Below are 19080 nucleotides of genomic sequence, written 5' to 3'. Positions count from 1 at the left end.
CTCACGGCATCAGGCGGATGGCGTCGTTGAAGAAGTCCGGACCGCCGAAATTTCCGGACTTCAACGCCATCACCGCCTCGCCCCGGCTCCAGCCGACACAGCGAAGCGCCGGCACGCCGGTGGCGATTTCCGGCCCAACCAGAAACGCCGGGATGCCAAGGCGATCGACCACGGCACCCGACGTCTCGCCGCCGGCAATCACCAGACGCCGCACGCCGGCTACAACAAGCCCTTCGCTGATCGCGGCCATCGCCTGCTCGATGGCGTGACCCGTCGCGTCGCGGCCGTGCTTGGCCTGAAGTGTTGCCACCTGATCGGGCGTCGAACTGCTGGCGATGAGAATCGGCCCTTTGCCAAGGTGCTCGCGCGCCCAGGCCAGCGCGCGTTCTGCACCGCCTGCACCTGACACAATCTTTTCTGGATCGAGCCGCAGCACCGGCATCGATTTCTCGGCCTGCGTTACCTGCGCCAGTGTTGCCTGCGAGCAGCTTCCGGCGAGACAGGCCACCGGGCCGCCGATCGCCTTTTGGTCGATGCTGGATGAAATCGCCTTCACCCTGCCCGATGCGACGAGACCGCGCGCAAGACCAAGCCCCATTCCGGATGCGCCAACCGACAAGCGATGACCGAGCGCCACCTTGCCAATGGTTTCAAGCTCGGGATCGAACACCGAGTCGATGATGGCGGCACTGACGCCCTGTTTCGCAAGCTTCGTAAGACGCGCGCGGATCGCGTCCGGGCCCTTCGCAACGGTCGCAAGATCGACAAGACCGACCCTGGACTTGCTCTGCCGCGCCAAAACCCGCACCAGATTGGAATCGTGCATCGGATTGAGCGGATGATCCTTCAACGGGCTTTCGTTCAGCGGTACGCTACCTACAAACAAATTACCCTGATAGACCGTGCGTTCGGTGCCGGGAAACGCTGGCGTCACCAGCACGATGGGGTCGCGGGAGTCCGCCTGCAGTGCATCCATCACCGGGCCGATATTGCCTGCATCGGTGGAATCGAAAGTCGAGCATATCTTGAACAGAACGTGCGACGCGCCGCGCGCCCGTAGCCACTTGTCCGCCTCCCGCGATCGCACTACCGCCTTCGATGCGTCGATGGAGCGGCTTTTCAGCGACACCACAACGGCATCGACCTCCGGCATCGCCAGCGCGTCGTCCGGTACTCCGATGGTCTGCACGGTGCGCAACCCGCAGCGGGTTAGCATGTTGGCGAGATCGGACGCGCCGGTGTAGTCGTCCGCGATGCAGCCGAGCGCCAGCGTCATGCGCGCACTCCGGCTTTTCCCTTGGCCGCGTAGGGCGCGAACCAGCCGAGGCCTTCGACGGTATTCCCCTTCGGCCTGTATTCACAGCCGATAAAGCCGTTGTAGCCCAACCGGTCCAATTCATCGAACAGGAATGGATAGTTCAGTTCCTCACCAGCCGGTTCGTTACGCGAGGGCACGCTCGCGATCTGGATATGACCGATCATCGGCATCATCTTGCGCAGCGCCATGGTCACGTCGCCGCGGACAATCTGCCGGTGATAGATGTCGAACTGCAATTTCAGGTTAGGCAGCTTCAAGTCGTCAATCACTTCGGCGGCGAAATCGAAATCGTTGAGGAAATATCCCGGCACATCGCGCGGATTGATTGGTTCGATGACCAGATCGAGGCCTTCCTTGCCCAGCGCCTCGGCGGTCCATGCCACACCACGGCGAAACGACTCGACTGCCTTCGGATCACCGCGATCCGCGATACCCGCCATCAGATGCAAGCGTTTGACGCCGGTTGCTTTCGCATAAGGCAGCGCCTGCTTCACGCTGGCCTGCAAATCCGCAAATCGATCCGGCAAAGCGGCGAAACCACGTTCGCCTTTGCTCCAGTCGCCCGGAAACAGGTTGAACAGCGCCTGCGTCAGGCCGTTGCGATGCAGCCGTTCGCCGACCTCTTCCGCCGGATAGTCGTAAGGAAACAGAAATTCGACAGCGTTGAAGCCCGCTTTCGCCGCCTCATCGAAGCGATCCAGGAAAGGCACCTCGTTGAACATCATGCTGAGATTGGCGGCAAAGCGGGGCATCGGACGTTTCCCTGTTCTTGTTGATTGATTATTGGCCGGGCAGCTTGGTTCCGGTGACACTGGCATACATCCGCGCGACAGAGGCATCGTCATCGCGGCCCATCCCCGCCGCCGATGTCATCAGAAACATCTGCAACGCCGCCGCCGAGACCGGCACCGGGAATTTCGCGGTGCGCGCCATGTCCTGAATGATGCCGAGATCCTTCACGAAAATATCCACCGCGCTACGCGGAGTGTAATCGCCGTCGAGTACATGCGGCATGCGGTTCTCGAACATCCACGAGTTGCCGGCGGATGCAGTGATGACCTCATAGACCTTGCGGATGTCGAGACCCTGTTTGGCCGCGAAGGCAATCGCCTCGCTGGCGGCGGCGATATGCACGCCGGCCAGAAGCTGATTGATCATCTTGAAGGCTGCGCCCTGCCCGGCGTCGTCGCCGAGTTCGTAGAGCTTCGCCGACATCGCATCGAGCGCAGACCGCGCTTTCGCGAACGCGGCCTTGCTGCCGGACGCGAGAATGGTCAATTCTCCCTGCGCGGCGCGTTGCGCCCCGCCGCTGATCGGCGCATCGAGATAATGTCGCCCGGTCGCTTCAAGCTGCTTCGACAGACGCCTCGCAATGTCGGGGTCCATGGTGGCGGAGGAGATGAAGACGGCATCCTTCGGCAGGATTTCGGCAACGCCGTCCTGGCCGAACAGGATTGTTTCAGTCTGCGCTGCATTGACCACGACACTAACAACAGCATCAGCGTCGCGGGCAGCTTCCGCCGGAGTCGCGGCCCCGCGCCCGCCTTGGGCCACCCATTTGGCGACCGTATCTGGCGCGACATCGCAGCCCGCCACATCGAACCCGGCTCGCTTCAGCGACAGCGCCATGCCGAAGCCCATCGAACCGAGGCCGATAACTCCAATACGTCCCGCGGGCATGCCACTCCCCAGTTTGTTGCGTGCCCGCGCATTCGACGGCGGGCGGTTAACCGCTTGGTAGCATGGCTTGCGGCGTCGCCAAAATGGCGTTTGAGCGAGGCCCGAAACCGTGGGAAAAGCGACCGCAAAAGGATGGCCGAATGACCGAAACCAGGCTCCGCGAGCAGATTTGCCTCTATGGACGCTCGCTATTCGAGCGGGGACTGACCCCGGGATCGTCCGGAAACATCAGCGTCCGGCTCGACGACGGCGGTTGGCTGGTCACGCCGACCAACGCCTCGCTGGGCTTCCTCGACCCGGCACAGATTTCCCGGCTGGATGCCTCAGATCGGCTGTTATCGGGAGATGCGCCTACCAAGGAAATCCCGCTGCATGCGGCTCTTTACGAAACGCGGCGCACCGCACGCGCCATTGTGCACTTGCACTGCGCCCACTGTGTCGCGCTGTCGATGCTGCCCGAGATCGATCCGCGCGCCGCATTGCCGCCTCTGACGCCCTACTACGTGATGCGTTGCGGCGCGACGGCGCTGCTTCCCTATTATCGTCCGGGCGACGCAGCGGTGGGCGACGCCATTCGCGGATTGGCGGGCCAGTATTCCTGCGTGCTGCTGTCAAATCATGGTCCGGTGGTCGCCGGTGACACGCTGGAAGCGGCCGTCTTTGCCACCGAAGAGCTGGAAGAAACGGCGAAGCTCTATCTGATGCTGCGGGGCACGAACCCGCGCACGCTCACGCCAGAACAGGTCGCCGATCTGGTTTCAACGTTTCAAGTTTCCGTGCCGATTTCCGGCGGCGGCAAAAGTCCCGAATGACAAACACACCCGACAATTGAACACGGGACGGGCGGTCGCGATCAACGAAACGTCATGGCTGCATATTGGACGCTCGAGACTCCACGAGTTGGACCGTGGAAAGGCCCGCTTCGCGGCTTCAATAGTAACACGACCGACGACACCGATGAGGTAGAACGGCTCGCCGCATGCGATGCGCTGATTTCGTTACTTCGCACTCGCAAATCACGATTGCGCGATAAAATTTTTCAATGCTGCGCCGCCAGAATGATTTGCGCCCGGATCGTCTTGCGTCCGCGCAAACCTGCGATAGGCTCTGGCTCGTAAAACGTCAAAAAGCCTAACCCCCCGGGAGGAGTAAGACTATGTTTTACGCTTTCAAACGCCATGCTCTGAATTCGGTCGCTGTTGCAGCATTTTTCTGCGCATCGGCAATGTCGGCGTCAGCCCAGTCACCTAACAACAATCTCGACAAACTCGGCAACTTTCAGAAAACCGGCGTCACGGAAATTCCGACCGTGCCGCAGACTGGCCGCAAAGTAGATGCGATCAAGGCCAATCTCGCCAAGATCAAGCTTCCGCCGGGCTTCAAGATCAGCCTTTATGCCCTTGTCCCTGATGCTCGTCACATTGCCGTGGGGCCGCAGGGTGTCGTAACGTTTGTCGGCACGCGCAAGAGTAAGGTCTATGCTGTTACGGACCGCGGCAAGGCCGGCTTTGCGGAAGAGGTCAAAGAGTTCGCACCGTCGGTCAACTTCACCATTCCCAATGGCGTCTGCTTCTCCAAAGACGGTTTCCTGTTCGTTGCTGAACAGAATCGCGTTCTGAACTTCCCCGCGGCCGAATTCTTCTACGAAAGCCCCGACATCGCCGTGGCGGTCGTCGTTCCGCAAGGCGAGCTGATTCCGAAAGATGACGAAAGCTTCAATCACACTGCGCGGGTGTGTCGCGTCGGTGCGGACAACAAGCTGTATATCTCCCTCGGCCAACCCTTCAACGTGCCGGCAAAGGACAAGCTCGACGGCTTTGCGAAATACGGCATCGGGGGCATCATCCGGATGGATCAGGACGGCAAGAACCGCGAGGTTTATGCCGGCGGCGTTCGCAATTCGGTCGGCATGGACTTCAATCCGAAAAACAACCAGCTTTGGTTCACGGATAACCAGGTCGATGGCATGGGCGACAACATCCCGCCCGGCGAACTGAATCGCGCGACGCAAATGGGACAGAACTTTGGCTTTCCCTATTTCGGTGGCGGCAAGGTCCGCACTGTCGAATACAAGACCGATACGCCACCCGCCAATGTGGTCTATCCCGAAGTGGAGATGGATGCTCATGCCGCCGACCTCGGCATGACGTTCTATAACGGCAAGTCTTTCCCGGCCAAATATCGTGGCGGCATTTTCTCGGCCCAGCATGGGTCTTGGAATCGCACCGATCCTGTCGGCGCGCGCGTAATGTTCACTTCGCTCAAGGCAGATGGCAGCGCCGACAAGACCGAAGTCTTTGCTTCAGGATGGCTGACGCCGGACGGAGAATACACCGGGCGACCGGTCGATATCGCGACGCTGAGGGATGGCTCCCTACTCGTCTCAGATGATCTCGCCGGCGCGCTTTACCGGATCACCTACGACGGCAAGTAAATCCCGACTAGACTTTTCAGAACGCGCCGCGAGACAGGTTACAAACCCGTCTCGCGGCGGTTGCCTTCAAGGCTTCGTCGCGTGATGGCGCAAGGGAAATAGAAATGATCGTGCGTGGCGTTGCCAGTTTGTTGATCCTCAGTGTGCTGGTTGTCTCTACAGGCGCGGTTCACGCCGCCGATGCCAGGGCAGGCCGCAAGAAGGCGCAGATGTGTGCGGCCTGTCATGGAATCGACGGCCTTTCCAAAATGCCGGTCGCGCCCAATATCGCCGGTTCGCCTGCGATGTATCTCGAGAAACAGCTCAAAGCCTTCCGCTCCGAGGAGCGCAAGGACGAGACCATGAACGTCGTGGCAAAGCCGCTGTCCGATGCGGACATCGCCGATCTGGCCGCTTGGTATTCAGGATTGACGGTCGATGTCACTTTACCGAATTAATCGGGAATGCTTGCGATATATCGTCCATGGCTGCGATCACCGCATCCCTCACACCGGTATCGTAAAGCGAGTGGCCAGCGGCCTCGACCATTTTCAGTTTCGCATCGGGCCATCTTGCCAGTAGCGCTTGCGCGGTCGATGGGGGGCAGAGCAAATCGTAACGGCCCTGAACTACAATTCCGGGAATGCCTTTCAAACGGGCGGCGTTGTCCAGAAGCTGTCCGGGCCTCATGAAGCAGTTGTTCCGGAAGTAATGCGCCTCCATAAACGGCGTCGATGGAAGTCCTCGCGAGGCATTGTTTACAGCGGCAAGATCGAGCCGCGTTTTCGAGGGTTTGTGCTCCGACAGGATGCGCTCGGTATCGTGCCATGCGCGGGCCGCCGGTCCATGCGCCGCCGGATCGGCATCGAGAATACGCCGCCAATAGGCATCAAGTGGCAGGTCCCTTTCTGTGACCGGAAGCAAGCCAAGAAAGTCATCGCTCAGTTCGGGATAAATACGCGGCAGATTGACAAGAAATGCGCCTTCCAGTTCCTCACGCGTCCCGAGAAATGTCGAACGCAGAACGATGCCGCTGACGCGTTGCGGATGTGCCTGCGCGTAAGCAAGCGCCAGCGTCGCTCCCCACGATCCGCCCACCACCAGCCATCGCTCGAAGCCAAGGCTTTCGCGAATCACCTCCATGTCCGCGATCAGATGCGGCAGGGTGTTTGCTTCAAGCGATCCTTTCGGACGGCTCCTTCCCGCTCCGCGCTGATCGAACAGCACCGCATGAAAGCGCAGTGGATCGAACAGACGCCGATGATCGGGCTGGCAGCCGCTGCCGGGGCCGCCGTGCAGATAGACAGCAGGAATGCCGTCAGGGCGGCCGGCAGTTTCTACGTAAATTTCGTGGCCGTCGCCCACCGCAAGATGTTGCGCAGTGAGGGGCGCAAAGCGATCCCCTGGCTTGCCGGATGTCGCAATATCGGCGGCGTCAGGCGCCATGCGGACCGGCCTCGCATGTGTCCGACTCAAGCGTGCCGCCAGAAAAATTGCGGTAGATGAACCGGCGGCTGTCCCCTTCGGACTCGCTCATCGCTGTTTTGAATATCCGCTCATGTGCGGGCGAGAGTACGCAGGCCGGGTCAGTGTTGCCGGCATTTCCGGTCAGCGCAAAGGCCTGACAGCGGCAACCGCCGTAATCCATCTCTCTGTATTCACAGCTCTGGCAAGGCTCCAGCATCCACTTCGTCCCGCGATAGCGATTGAACGCTTCTGAATTCTGCCAGATCCATGCGATGGAATGATCCCGCACGGATTCAAATTCAAGGCCGGTGATAGTTTCGGCAGCGTGACACGGCAAAACCTTGCCGGACGGCGATATATTGAAGAACTGCCTGCCCCATCCGCCCATGCACTTCTTCGGGCGCAGTGCATAGTAATCCGGCACCACATAGTCGATGGCGAGAATGCCCTTCAGCCGTATTTCAGCTTTCTCGACGATACGGGATGTATCGTCGATCTGCTCCACAGTCGGCATCAACGCTGCGCGGTTCTTTAGCGCCCAGCCATAATACTGCACGTTCGCGACTTCGAGCCGGTCGGCATCCAGATCCACGGCCATCTGAATGATATCCGCAAGCTGAAACAGGTTCTGGCGATGCATCACCGCGTTGACTGTCAGCGGCAGGCCCAACTCCCTCGCCCAGCCTGCGGCTTCGATCTTCTTTGCGTGTGCATTTTTCAAACCGGCAACGCGATCGGCGAGGCCCTGTTCGCTGCCCTGGAAGCTGATCTGCACATGGCAAAGCCCGGCATCGGCCAGTGCGGCGAGCTTGTCTTTTGTCAGCAGCACCCCGGACGTGATGAGGTTGGTGTACAGACCAGCATCGGTCGCATGCCGGACCAACGCGGCCAGATCCTTGCGCGCCGTGGGCTCGCCGCCGGAAAAATGAATCTGCAGCACACCGATCTCGGCGAGTTCGCTCAGCACGCGCTTCCACTCATCGGTCGTCAGTTCCTCACCGCCGCGCTCAAGATCGACAGGATTCGAGCAATACGGACATTGCAGCGGACACCGATGCGTCAGTTCCGCCAGAACGGCGAGTGGAATACCGAAGGTCTCAGCTTGAGATTTGCGCTGCTCAAGCACCGTCAGCCCGTCGGCTGAATCGGCATGAACCGGAGAAGCGTCGGTTAGCGTCGGACTCATAACTTCGTGTCCTGTGCCTCTGCGAGAAATCCTTTCTCGGCAAGATCCCGCAGCATCGCCATGACGTCTGTGCCAATCATCTCGCGATCGGCGGTATACTTTGCGGCAAGCACATCGACGATCTGATCGACATCGCGAATCCCATCGCAGAGTTGTAGAATCTCGACCGCGATCTCGTCCGGTGCAAGCACCCTCTCGGGCACGAGGATCACCCAGACTTGCCGCTTCTCATCGAATTTCAGCCTGGCGTGCCGCGCTAGCACCGGCCGACTTTCCTTAGTTATGTCGATCCGGCGGCTTCGCAATGCCATCAGTCGCGCTCCGGCACGAAAGCGCCCGGCGGCACATGGCCATCAACATAAGCGTGATACAGCGCGTCAAGCTGGACCCAGAGCACGTTGGTCTTGAAGATCAGCGCATTGCATACGGCTTCGCGCTCTTCCGGCGCTTTGGCGTTCCGTTTGACGAAATCGAGCGCGAAATTGGCGTCCCGAGGGGCTTGTTCCAGCCGCCGCTTGAAGTAGCTCATGATGTTCGGATTAACGAAATCGTAATGCGCCAGCATGCCCGAGATCCGTTCCTCGTGGAGGTTCGGCGCGAACAGTTCCGTCAGCGACGACGCAATGGCCTCCAGCGGAGTCCGGTCGCGGACGAAATGAACATAAGCATCCACCGCAAAGCGCGTCGCGGGCAAAATGCCGTCAGCAGATTCTACGTAGGCACTGTCGAGGCCGAGCCCTTCGGTCAGTTTCAACCAGCGCTCGATACCGCCCTCGGTGCCGACATCGCCGTCGTGATCCTCAATGCGGTGCCGCCATTCCAGGCGAACGTTACGATCGCGGAAACGCGAGATCACCACCGCATCCTTGATCGGGATGGAACTCTGATAGTAGTAGCGGTTCAGCGCCCACGCCTGAACCTGGCCCTTGTTGAGCTTGCCGCCGTGCAACAATTTATGAAATGGATGCAGGTTGTGATAACGCGTTGCGCCGATGCCACGCAAGGCCGTCTCAAGCTCATCCGCATTGCCGAGCGGCGTCCCCTTCTTTAATGCAAACACGCTAGTTGCAATCAAAAGGCGATCTCCGTCCCGTCCGAAGGAATTTGCCAGCCCGCCCGCTCGACAGCAGCGCGCTCGTCCGAGTCCGGCAGCAGGGCTGGATTGGAATTATTGATATGGAGAAAGATTTTTCGCGCGATCCCTAGGTCCGCAAGCGCGGCCATTGCCCCTTCCTCCCCGGACATCGCCATGTGGCCCATTCGCTGCCCGGTCTTGGCCCCGAGACCAGCCGCAATCATTTCGTCGTCACTCCAGAGCGTCCCGTCGAAGAAAATCAGCGGCGCGCCTCGCAGGCGCTGCCTGAGATCGGGCGTCAGTGCCGCGCAGGCCGCAAGAAAATACAGATGCTGGCCGCTTCGCTTGTCGGCGATCCGCAGCCCGAGGGTATCGCCATGGTCGCCATCTCCTCCGTCCGGATGCGCGATTCCTTCCAGATACCACGCGCGTTTTCCGGGAGCCGCGAAGGGAAGAATTTCCAGGCCGGAGGGCGAACCGTCCGGCAGCACGGGCTCGAACGCCACTCCGAATTCGATCGGCATCCGGCGCACCCGCTTCTCATCAAGCACGTTAAAAATGCTATTCGACTTCAAAATGGAAAGCACGCGCTGGTGAGCATAGATCGTGAAGGGCCAGCCCTCGCGAAGCGACAGCAGACCCGCCACGGCATCCACCTCGCCGTTTGTCAGGATGACCCCGGCAATGGGGCTATGGCGCAGGTGGCCAGCGCGTGGATGAAGCTGCGGTGTCGCGATGAATTGCTGGCGTAGGTCGGGCGACGCGTTGACGAGAAACCAGTTCTCATTGTCCGCACTGACGGCGATCGACGCCTGGGTCGCCTGCAACTCCGGCCGCGCACCGCGCGCCGCTCGGCAGATACCGCAGTTGCAATTCCATTGAGGAACGCCGCCTCCTGCCGCAGCTCCTAGAACGACAACGCGCATACGAAGGCTCCGCCCTCGATTCCAGCTGAGGATAATTGATTGGCCGAATTTATCGCAGACGCAGACAAACCCGGCATCGCGCAGGAATACCTCTTAGGATCGAGGAATTCCTGACGCAAACCGGATCACTCCACTACGAGCGTGATAACGGTGTCGCTTACTTGCGCACCGCGCAGGCGTACATGTTGATTTCCATGCCGACCGGTACTTCGACAATCTTGGGGGTCTTCCAGGCCATTGTTGGTCTCCTTACCCTTTTGATGATGGGATTCTTATGTCCTCATCAACACCTAAACTAACACGGAGTTCTATTTACCTGTCATGTAAAGTTCGCGCGCGGCTGCCACAAAAGCGTGACTTCGCTGCAACGCAAAAGACTCGGAACTAGGGCGTCGTTCACCTTCGCACCGGGCATCACGAACGCCGCAAGCGCCGCGGTCTTGCGGCAACTGAGCGCCCGCAAGCCGGTGGGGAACAAAGCGGCCATGGAGAACAAGATGACCAACCAATCCAACAGGGTAGCAATCGTGACTGGGGCTTCGCGCGGAATAGGCGCGGCGATTGCCGAACGCCTCGCCAAGGACGGCTTCACCGTTGTCATCAACTATGCCGGCAGCCAGCCTGAAGCTGAGGCCCTTGTCGCAAAGATCGAGGCTGCAGGTGGTCGCGCCCTCTCCGTCAAGGCTGACGTCAGCGATCCGGAGGCGGTTCGCCGCATGTTCAACGTGACAGAAACAGCCTTTGGCGGCGTGGACGTGCTGGTGAACAACGCAGGCGTCATGCAGCTTGCAAGTTTCGCCGATGCCGATGATGCTGCATTCGACCGCATGATCGCCATTAACCTGAAAGGCACGTTCAACGGTTTGCGCGAAGCGGCCAGGCATTTGCGCAAGGGCGGCCGCGTCATCAACTTCTCAACGAGCGTTGTGGGAACAAAGCTGGAGAACTACGGAATCTATGCCGCGACCAAGGCCGCCGTCGAGACGATGACCGCGATCCTTGCGAAGGAAATGCGGGGCCGCAACATCACCGTCAACGCCGTGGCACCCGGCCCTACCGCCACCGATCTGTTTCTCAACGGCAAATCACCCGAGCTGATCGAGCGCATGGCGAAAACGGCGCCGCTCGAACGTCTCGCTCAGCCCGCCGACATCGCTGGCACAGTGTCGTTTCTCGCGGGCCCCGACGGCGGATGGATTAACGGCCAGGTGCTACGCGCCAATGGGGGCCTCGTCTGAATGCCATCAAGAAGAAGCATGATGGTTTTCAGCCGTCATGCTTCTTGTAATAGTGCGGGCGGATTCCGCCCGGCTCACCTGTAAAGACTCTCGATTTCAGCCCGATACTTGACCTGAACATTGGCCCGGCGGACCTTCATCGTCGCCGTGACCTCGTCGTCGTCGTGGTCGAGTTCCTTGGTCAGCAGATAAAATTTTCGGATCTGCGCGACCTGAGCGAGCTGCGCATTCGCCGCGTCGATTTCAGACTGGATCAGATCGCGTAGGCTGGCGTTCTCGGTAAGATTTTTGAAATTGGTATAAGCAAGCCCCTTTTCCTCGGCCCACTTCCCGGCAAGATCGTAGTCGATCTGGATCAGCGCGGAGACATATTTCCGCGCCTCGGCAATAACGATGCATTCTTTAATAAAGGGACTGGCCTTGACGGTATTCTCGATTTCGGACGGACTCAGATTTTTTCCGCCCGCGGTGATCATGATGTCCTTCAGACGGTCGACGATGCGGAAGTGACCGTCGGAGAACTCCGCCACATCGCCGGTATGCAGCCAACCATCGCGGATGGAGGCTTTGGTCGCTTCTTCGTTGCGATAATATCCTGAAAACACAGTATCGCCGCGAATGAGCAACTCATTCGAGGCGCCGAGCCTGGTCTCCATGCGGGCAATGCCGCTGCCGACCGTGCCCACCCGCCGGTCGGACAGCACCTGCCCGAGCGCAATCCCCGAGCTTTCTGTTAGTCCATAGACCTCGATCAGCGGCACGCCGATGGTGCGGAAGAAATGCACAATCGCCGACGAGATCGGCGCGGCCCCCGTCATGGCGATGCGGGTTTCGCGCAGGCCGATGAAGTTCTGCAAGGCGCGGAAAATCAGCCAATAGGACAGTCCGAACTTTACACGCTCGGACAGCGTTCTGTCGGCGGGATTTTTTTCGGCGAACGACTCGCAAGCTGCATAGGCACGCTCGAACAGCGTGCGCCGGACGCGTCCCGCTTCCAGAAGCTTGATGTGGATCGACGAATGCAGCTTTTCCCAGATGCGCGGCACGCCAAGGAACATGCTCGGTGCCACCTCGCGCAGGTCTTCCTGCACGGTACGGATCGATTCCCCGAAATTGACCAGCGAGCCGAGATAGACCGGCACCATCACCGTCGTCATCTGTTCGGCGACATGGCAGAGCGGCAGATAGGACAGCAGGCTTTCCGATTGATCGAGGCCGAGCCGCTCCGTGGCGGCGAGGGCCTGCGCGCGAATGTTGTTGTAGCTCAGCATCGCACCTTTCGGCTTTCCGGTCGAACCAGACGTGTAGATGATGAGCGCGATCTGCGAGAGCAACTGCCGGTCGAGTATCTCACCGGCCAAAGCCGCGTGGCTCGTCTCATAATCCGTGCCCAAGGCTTCCAGCGTTTCGAACGATATCACCTGATCGGGCGGATAATCCCTGATGCCCTTGGTTTCGATCACCACGATCTGCTGCAGCTTCGGCAATTCGTCGCGACGCTCCAGAACTTTGTCGACCTGCTCCTGATCTTCGCAGACAATGATTTCGGATTCCGAATGCGCCAGCACGTAGGCGACTTCGTTCGACGGGCTGGTCGGATAAACGCCGACCGCGATGCCGTCCATGATGTTGGCGCCGAGTTGCGCCAGCACCCATTCGATGCGATTCTCAGACAGGATGGCCACGTGGCCGCCCGCACTCAGACCAAGCGCACGAAAGCCGAGGCCGATATGGCAGGCGCGCTCGTAATAGCCCCGCCACGTACATGGATTCCAGATGCCAAACTCTTTCTGCCGGATCGCCACGCGATCCGGATGGCGGCGTGCGTTTTCGCGCAGCATCTGCGACAGCGTGTGTTCCGGAAATCTCTCGGTCATGGTGACCTCGTTCATGAGAGCCAGCGCTTGCGGCGCTTGTAGTGCTTGATGCCGCGGAAGCCCTTGGTCTCGGCATTGGCGGCACCAACGCCGAGATAGAACTCCCGCACGTCCTGATCGCGGATCAATTGCTCGGTCGGCCCGTCGGTGACGATCTTGCCCGACTCCATGATGTAGCCGTAAGTCGAGACTGCGAATGCCACTGCCGCGTTCTGCTCCACCAGCAGCATCGAGACCCCCTGCTCGCGGTTGATCCGCGCGATGATGGTGAAGATTTCTTCCACCAGCTTGGGAGAAAGACCGAGCGACGGCTCGTCCAGCAGCATCAGTTCGGGCTGCGCGATCAGCGCACGACCGATGGCTAGCATCTGTTGTTCGCCGCCAGACAGATAACCCGCGCGTCCGGTTCGGCGCTCAAAGAGACGCGGGAAATAGGTGTAGACCAGATCGAACGGCGTCCTGCCGCCCGCGCGCGCCGTCATCGCATAGGTCGCGGCGGTGAGATTTTCCTCCACCGTCAGGTCTTCGAAAATCCTGCGCCCTTCCATCACATGGAAAAGTCCGCTCCGCACCAGTTGATGCGGAGCGAAGCGCGAGATGGCGCCTCCCTTGAACAGGATTTCGCCGGTGGTGACCTTGCCGTCTTCCAGTTCGAGAAGATTGGAGATAGCCTTGAGCGTGGTCGACTTGCCCGCCCCGTTGGAGCCGAGCAATGCGACCACCGCTCCCTTGTCGACTTTCAGCGACAGGCCGCGGAGCACCTGGACCGTCTTGTTATAGACGACCTCGATGTTGTTGACGGAGAGAAGTGCTTCCGCGGTCATTGTCGTTACTTCGCGATCTTGATCCAGTCGGAGACCGGCTTCATGGTCTTGTTAGCGCCGTCATATTGATAGACGCGGCCGACAGGAACGGTGTTTCCGGGAATCGAAATCGGCACGCCAATGATGCCACCGGTGTCGAAATCCTTGATGGAATTCAGCGAGGCCTTCATGTTGGCCGCTGTGAGATCCTTCTTGGCGTCAAGCGTGCGCTTGGCAGCTTCGGTCATCAGCATCGCGGTGAGAAAGCCCTGCATGTAGCCGGTCGACTGATACTCGGGGCGGATCTGCCGGATCTTCTCCAGCATCGGCGATTTGCCTTCGGTGTCGAAGTAATAGCGATACGGCATCACGCCCATGAAGCCGTCGGCCACCTCGGCGGACTTCGCCCAGATGGCGTTGTCCATCGACCAGAACGTCCCCATGAACTTGGTCTTGAGGCCAAGCTGCTTGGCCTGCGTCATGAATTCCGGCAGAGGCGCCAGAATGTAGCCGTGGAAGATCGTGTAGTCCGGATCGGCGCGACGCAGCTTGAGCACTTCGGTGGACACGTCAACGCTGGTCGGGGGCGTTGCGATCTTCTCTACGATCTTCAAGCCGAGTTCAGCCGCACGCTTCTCGGTCGGCACGATCGGATCGCGCCCGAATTCGGTGTCGGAGTTGACGAGAGCGATCTTGGCGCCCGGCTTGGTCTTGGCGATGTACTCCAGCAGGATGCCGATCATTTCCGAATAATCCGGACCAGCGATGAACTGATATGGAAAGTTCTTCGGATCGTTCAGTTCGGACGCAAAAGATGCCCCCGCGAGAACGATGTCGCCGCGGCGGTTCAGTTCGGCATTGATGGTCTTCGAGAAAGCTGTCGAGTCGCCGTAATAAAGGCTCACCTTCTCCTGGCTAGTGATGCGGTTGAACACTGCCACCGAATTGTCGACCTTGTAGCCGGTGTCTTCAGCGACATACTTGATCTTGCGGCCGTTGATGCCGCCGGCGTCATTGACGATCTTCACATAGTCCTGGAACGCATTGTTGAGCGCGATGCCGGCGAATGCGAACACGCCGGTCATCGGCATTGAAGCGCCGATGACGATATCGTCGGCGGCCTGTGCCGGAGCTTGAAGACCTAGAGCGAGGCAGCCAGCGGCTGCATAAGACAGCACCTTGCGGCGCGTTGGAAAGACTCTCATTGGTGTTTCTCCCTGTTTGTCATTTTTTGAACGGCCATATATGAAAGAAACGCCGCACGCGGCGCCAGATTTCGGCTAGGCCCTGCGGCTCGAACAGCAGGAACCCGATAATGAGCGCGCCGAAAACGATCGTCCGGATCGGCGACAATTGCGCCGTCGCATTCGGAATGAAAGTCAAATAGGATACCGCAATCTTCAGGAACTCCGGCACCATGGTCATGAAGATTGCGCCGAGGATCGCGCCGAGAATGGTCCCCATGCCGCCGACAATGACGGCGGCGAGGAAGAACACCGAATAGATCAGCGGGAAACTTTCCGGCGTCACCACCCTGAAGAAGTACGCCCACATGCCGCCCGCGACGCCTGCGTAGAACGATGACAGTGCGAACGAGAGCAGCTTGTATTTCAGCAGCGGAATGCCGAGCACCTCCGCCGAAATGTCACGGTCGCGGATGGCGATGAAGGCGCGGCCGATCCGGGTGCGGAACAGGTTCGCTGCCGCGACCACCGACAGCGCCGTCAGCGGCATGAACAGCCAGTAGAGCTGAAATGGCCGCGCAAGATCATAGCCGAACAGCCGTGCTGGCGGCATGCTCAACCCTTGAGTCCCTCCGAGGAACGCCGGACCGTTGGCGAACAGGAAATGCAGGATAAAGGACGCGGCGATGGTCGCGATCGCCAGATAAAGCCCCTTCACCCGCAGACTCGGCACGCCAACGACGAGGCCGACAGCCGCCGAGACGAAACCGGCTAGGATGAGGTTGATGATAAACGGCGTGCCGACGCGGATTTCCAGAATGGCGACCGTGTACGCGCCCACCGACATGAAAGCCGCCTGCCCCAGACTCACAAGCCCGGTGTAGCCGGTCAAAATATTGAGGCCAGTCGTGCTGACGATGTGAATGAGAACCAGACACGCGAGATAGATCCAGTATTGATCTGCAAAGAACGGGAACAGCACCAGCGCCGCGAACAGCGCAGCCAGCATCACGCGCTGGAAATTGGTGTCGAGCAGCGCTTCTGCCTGGGCGTAGGTTTGATGGACGGCACCGATACGCATCAGAGTCGCTCGATTTCAACAGTGCCGAATAATCCGTAGGGACGGATCATCAATGCGACCACAAGGATACAGAAGGTGACGAGTAGCTTGAATTCACCGCCGAGATAGGTGCCGACGAGTGCTTCGACGACGCCGATCGCGAGGCCCGCAACCAGAGCGCCGGCAATCGAGTCCAGACCGCCGACGATCACCGCGACCAGCACCGACAGGCCAAACACACCCATGGTCGGCGAGATGCCGCCGATGGAGCCGATCAGAATGCCCGATCCCGCCGCCGCCATGCCGGCAACGATCCACGACACCGAGAACACCGCAGGCACATTAATGCCGCAGGAAAACGCCGCGCCCTGATCGGTCGCCGTGGCGCGCAACGCCACGCCGCCGCGCCATGTGCGAAAGATCACAAGGAACGCCGCAATAAGGACGGTCGCCACCACGAAACTCACCGCGATCTTCGGCGAGATATAAGCACTTCCGATGAAGACGGGCTTCGACGGCAGGAAGTTCGGCAAGGTTGCTGGATCGCTGCCCCAGAAGAATTCGACGAAACCGATGAGGACCGAACTCAGACCCACCGTGACCATGAACACCGAGATCGGGCTTTCGCCGAGCATCGGGCGGATCAGAATGCGCTCGATGACGCCGCCGAGAATACCGCCGCCGATCACCGTCAGGATGATCGCAAGCCAGACCGGCAACGCCAGCGCGGCGGTCATTCCGAAAAAAAAATAGGCGCACAGCATCAGCATTTCGCCGACCGCAAGGTTCAATACCTTGGTGGCCTTGTAGATCAGCACGAAAGCGATGCCGGTCAGCGCCAGCAGCGCGCCCGAGCCAAGACCCGACAGAACGATTTCGAACAGGAACAACCAATCCATCACGCCGCCCTCTCGCCGGCGATTCGCCGCGACAGATCGCCCACATCGCCGGAGCCGAGATAAGCCGCGATGACGTCCGGATTGTTCTGGATCTCCACAGGCTTTCCGGCCGCGATCACCTGACCGAAATTCAATACAACGACATGGTCGGAAATATCCATCACAAGGCCCATGTCGTGCTCGACCATCAGGATGGTGACGCCCCACTCCTCCTTCACATCAAGGATGAAGCGCGCCATGTCTTCGGTCTCTTCGCGGTTCATGCCCGCCACCGGCTCATCCAGCATCAGAATGCGCGGCTTCATGGCGAGTGCGCGCGCAAGCTCGACGCGCTTGCGCAAGCCGTAGGATAATGAGGCCACCGGCTGGTCTCGAATGTGTTCCATCTCAAGAAAATCAAGGACTCGCCGCTCAATCTCGGAGCGAAGCTCAAGCTCTTCGCGTTTCGCGCGGCCGAAGTACCACAACGCATCGAACACATTGGTGTGCATGTGGGCGTGGCGGCCGAGCTTGATATTGTCGAGCACGGTCATGCCGCGAAACAGCGCGATGTTCTGGAACGTGCGTGCCAACCCCATCTTAGCCCGCGCCGGCGGATGCAATTTGCTGATGTCGTCGCCGCCGAATTCGATCGCGCCGGTCGAAGGGCGATAGAAGCCGGAAATGCAATTGAACAGTGAGGTCTTGCCGGCGCCGTTCGGACCGATCACCGCCGTGATCGCTCCCGGCGCGACCGAGAACGATACATTCGTCAGTGCCTTCAGGCCCCCGAACGCAAGCGAGAGACTGCTGATATTCAAGCCGGCAGAATCCGGCTTCGCAAGACCCGACAATTGACACTCCCCCTTGACCCTGCCGGCGCTTTTCGCGCTCTTGCGGTCTTGTTCTTTAGCTCCTGCGCCTATCGCTTCTGCGCCACCAATGCGTGTTCCATGTACATGCGCTCGACCGGACGATCGAGCGAATTGCCGGCGCGCTCAAAACCGCGACGCCAGTCCTCGACATGCCGCCGCATCCACACCTGACCCGCTTCCTTGTCGCGCTTTCGAATGGCGTCCAGAAGATGATGGTGTGCGGCGATCAGACGCGGCATGCCCTCGGCTACATTGCGGACCACCATCTCGGTGGTCGGGAAAAACAGCAGACCCGCAGGCTCCCGCGCGAGCAGCAGCACGCGGTTATGGGACGCCTTCGCAATCAGGATATGAAAATCCGCGTCCAGTTCGGCGAACGCCGCAGGATTGCCGACGGATTGCTCGGTCTTCTCAATATTGAGTGCGATCTCCGCGATGTCATCGTCGGTGGCGTGATCGACCGCATATTCCATTGCCGCAATCTCGAGAATGATCGCGGTTTCGTACAATTCCCGGAATGTCACTTCATGCAGCACCAGCGCGCGACTAAGGCGGCTGGCGAGCTTATTGTAGCGCGGCAAGCACGCATACAGGCGGCGGCTGGAATCGCGCCGGATCAATCCGCTTTCCTCAAGAACGCGAATGCCCTCGCGCACCGTGGAGCGATTGACCCCGAATTGCTGGACCAGTTCGGATTCCGTTCCGATGGGGTCGTTGGGCTTGATCCGGCCGTTGACGATCTCACGCTCGATCGCGTCGGCCACCTTTTGATAGGCGGGCGCAACCTCGATACGTGTGAAACTCGGCAACGCGGCTGTCATGAAGTCTCGACGTCGTTTGTCGGACAATTGCTAGAGGTGAAAAATCACCTCGTCAATTGCCCCGAAATAATTGATATGCAGCATAATTCTGGTGCGACGCACAAATTCAGACCCAATTGGTACTTTGTCCGACAAATGGGGTGAAGCACGCTCCGCCTTAGCTGGCAACACCGCGCTAACGGCCGCGGCAGGCGCGGCCCGCTTATACGGCAGCGATGATCTGAGTCGCGGACGGTCAGCAGGAAGAAGGACCTGCCAACCTCGCGCATCGCGAACGGC

Annotated in this window: 20 protein-coding genes; 4 read left to right on the top strand and 16 right to left on the bottom strand. The window is 59.7% G+C overall.

Annotated elements, in window-relative coordinates:
• Window position 1 precedes the first annotated feature (1 nt).
• Genes otnK through ltnD form a run of 3 tightly spaced genes read right to left on the bottom strand, consistent with a single transcriptional unit; the run spans window position 2 to window position 3010 of the window.
• On the bottom strand, window positions 2–1276 hold the full coding sequence (gene otnK, locus LVY71_RS10325) for a 3-oxo-tetronate kinase (RefSeq protein ID WP_235099697.1): 1275 nt from the start codon (window positions 1274–1276) through the stop codon (window positions 2–4).
• Window positions 1273–2070, bottom strand: coding sequence for a 2-oxo-tetronate isomerase (otnI, locus tag LVY71_RS10320; RefSeq protein WP_235099696.1), 798 nt, complete (start codon window positions 2068–2070; stop codon window positions 1273–1275). The genes otnK and otnI overlap by 4 nt, the downstream gene beginning before the upstream one ends.
• 28 nt (window positions 2071–2098) lie before the next feature.
• Window positions 2099–3010 carry an L-threonate dehydrogenase gene (gene ltnD, locus LVY71_RS10315; RefSeq protein WP_502797574.1) on the bottom strand — a complete coding sequence of 304 codons (912 nt, stop codon included), beginning with the start codon at window positions 3008–3010 and terminating at the stop codon, window positions 2099–2101.
• A gap of 128 nt (window positions 3011–3138) precedes the next feature.
• Between ltnD and otnC the strand changes: the two genes are divergently transcribed.
• The 3 genes from otnC (at window position 3139) to LVY71_RS10300 (ending at window position 5869) form a co-directional block, all read left to right on the top strand.
• Window positions 3139–3810, top strand: a complete 672-nt coding sequence (otnC, locus tag LVY71_RS10310; RefSeq protein ID WP_235099694.1) for a 3-oxo-tetronate 4-phosphate decarboxylase — start codon at window positions 3139–3141, stop codon at window positions 3808–3810.
• A gap of 344 nt (window positions 3811–4154) precedes the next feature.
• Window positions 4155–5432 (top strand): PQQ-dependent sugar dehydrogenase, encoded by a 1278-nt coding sequence (locus tag LVY71_RS10305; RefSeq protein WP_235099693.1) that lies wholly within the window; start codon window positions 4155–4157, stop codon window positions 5430–5432.
• Between the two features lie 104 nt (window positions 5433–5536).
• Window positions 5537–5869 carry a c-type cytochrome gene (locus LVY71_RS10300; protein ID WP_235099692.1) on the top strand — a complete coding sequence of 111 codons (333 nt, stop codon included), beginning with the start codon at window positions 5537–5539 and terminating at the stop codon, window positions 5867–5869.
• Here the strand turns inward: LVY71_RS10300 and pip are convergent.
• The 6 genes from pip to pqqA form a co-directional block, all read right to left on the bottom strand.
• A complete protein-coding gene (pip, locus tag LVY71_RS10295; RefSeq protein ID WP_235099691.1) occupies window positions 5853–6857 on the bottom strand; it encodes a prolyl aminopeptidase in 1005 nt (334 codons plus the stop codon). The genes LVY71_RS10300 and pip overlap by 17 nt on opposite strands.
• Window positions 6847–8064, bottom strand: a complete 1218-nt coding sequence (gene pqqE, locus LVY71_RS10290) for a pyrroloquinoline quinone biosynthesis protein PqqE (RefSeq protein ID WP_235099690.1) — start codon at window positions 8062–8064, stop codon at window positions 6847–6849. Before pqqE ends, pip begins: the two co-directional genes overlap by 11 nt.
• Window positions 8061–8369, bottom strand: a complete 309-nt coding sequence (pqqD, locus tag LVY71_RS10285) for a pyrroloquinoline quinone biosynthesis peptide chaperone PqqD (RefSeq protein ID WP_235100080.1) — start codon at window positions 8367–8369, stop codon at window positions 8061–8063. Before pqqD ends, pqqE begins: the two co-directional genes overlap by 4 nt.
• Before the next feature lie 5 nt (window positions 8370–8374).
• Complete coding sequence (pqqC, locus tag LVY71_RS10280) at window positions 8375–9139, bottom strand: pyrroloquinoline-quinone synthase PqqC (protein WP_235099689.1); 765 nt, start codon at window positions 9137–9139, stop codon at window positions 8375–8377.
• Window positions 9136–10065, bottom strand: coding sequence for a pyrroloquinoline quinone biosynthesis protein PqqB (pqqB, locus tag LVY71_RS10275; RefSeq protein WP_235099688.1), 930 nt, complete (start codon window positions 10063–10065; stop codon window positions 9136–9138). The genes pqqC and pqqB overlap by 4 nt, the downstream gene beginning before the upstream one ends.
• Window positions 10066–10222: 157 nt before the next feature.
• Window positions 10223–10303: a pyrroloquinoline quinone precursor peptide PqqA gene (gene pqqA, locus LVY71_RS10270; RefSeq protein WP_100380386.1), complete on the bottom strand. Its 81-nt coding sequence runs from the start codon at window positions 10301–10303 to the stop codon at window positions 10223–10225.
• Between the two features lie 259 nt (window positions 10304–10562).
• Between pqqA and LVY71_RS10265 the strand changes: the two genes are divergently transcribed.
• On the top strand, window positions 10563–11303 hold the full coding sequence (locus tag LVY71_RS10265) for an SDR family oxidoreductase (protein ID WP_235099687.1): 741 nt from the start codon (window positions 10563–10565) through the stop codon (window positions 11301–11303).
• A 74-nt stretch (window positions 11304–11377) separates the two neighbouring features.
• On the opposite strand, the gene LVY71_RS10260 is transcribed toward LVY71_RS10265, so the two are convergent.
• From LVY71_RS10260 to LVY71_RS10230, 7 genes are all read right to left on the bottom strand, one after another.
• Complete coding sequence (locus LVY71_RS10260) at window positions 11378–13180, bottom strand: AMP-dependent synthetase/ligase (RefSeq protein WP_235099686.1); 1803 nt, start codon at window positions 13178–13180, stop codon at window positions 11378–11380.
• Window positions 13181–13191: 11 nt separating this feature from the next.
• Window positions 13192–14004 (bottom strand): ABC transporter ATP-binding protein, encoded by an 813-nt coding sequence (locus LVY71_RS10255; protein WP_235099685.1) that lies wholly within the window; start codon window positions 14002–14004, stop codon window positions 13192–13194.
• 5 nt (window positions 14005–14009) lie between these two features.
• The gene (locus LVY71_RS10250) at window positions 14010–15188 is read right to left on the bottom strand and encodes an ABC transporter substrate-binding protein (protein ID WP_235099684.1); all 1179 of its coding nucleotides are present in this window, start codon (window positions 15186–15188) and stop codon (window positions 14010–14012) included.
• A 19-nt stretch (window positions 15189–15207) separates the two neighbouring features.
• Window positions 15208–16248 carry a branched-chain amino acid ABC transporter permease gene (locus LVY71_RS10245; protein ID WP_235099683.1) on the bottom strand — a complete coding sequence of 347 codons (1041 nt, stop codon included), beginning with the start codon at window positions 16246–16248 and terminating at the stop codon, window positions 15208–15210.
• Entirely contained in the window at window positions 16248–17126 is an 879-nt protein-coding gene (locus LVY71_RS10240) for a branched-chain amino acid ABC transporter permease (protein ID WP_235099682.1), read from the bottom strand. The genes LVY71_RS10245 and LVY71_RS10240 overlap by 1 nt, the downstream gene beginning before the upstream one ends.
• Complete coding sequence (locus LVY71_RS10235) at window positions 17126–17926, bottom strand: ABC transporter ATP-binding protein (protein ID WP_235099681.1); 801 nt, start codon at window positions 17924–17926, stop codon at window positions 17126–17128. Before LVY71_RS10235 ends, LVY71_RS10240 begins: the two co-directional genes overlap by 1 nt.
• 101 nt (window positions 17927–18027) lie before the next feature.
• Window positions 18028–18801, bottom strand: coding sequence for a FadR/GntR family transcriptional regulator (locus LVY71_RS10230; protein ID WP_235099680.1), 774 nt, complete (start codon window positions 18799–18801; stop codon window positions 18028–18030).
• Window positions 18802–19080: the final 279 nt, after the last annotated feature.

It is taken from the genome of Bradyrhizobium sp. G127, from assembly GCF_021502575.1.
Classification (GTDB): domain Bacteria; phylum Pseudomonadota; class Alphaproteobacteria; order Rhizobiales; family Xanthobacteraceae; genus Afipia.
Note: the sequence above shows the minus strand (reverse complement) of the source record. Positions and strands in the feature narration are given on the sequence as shown.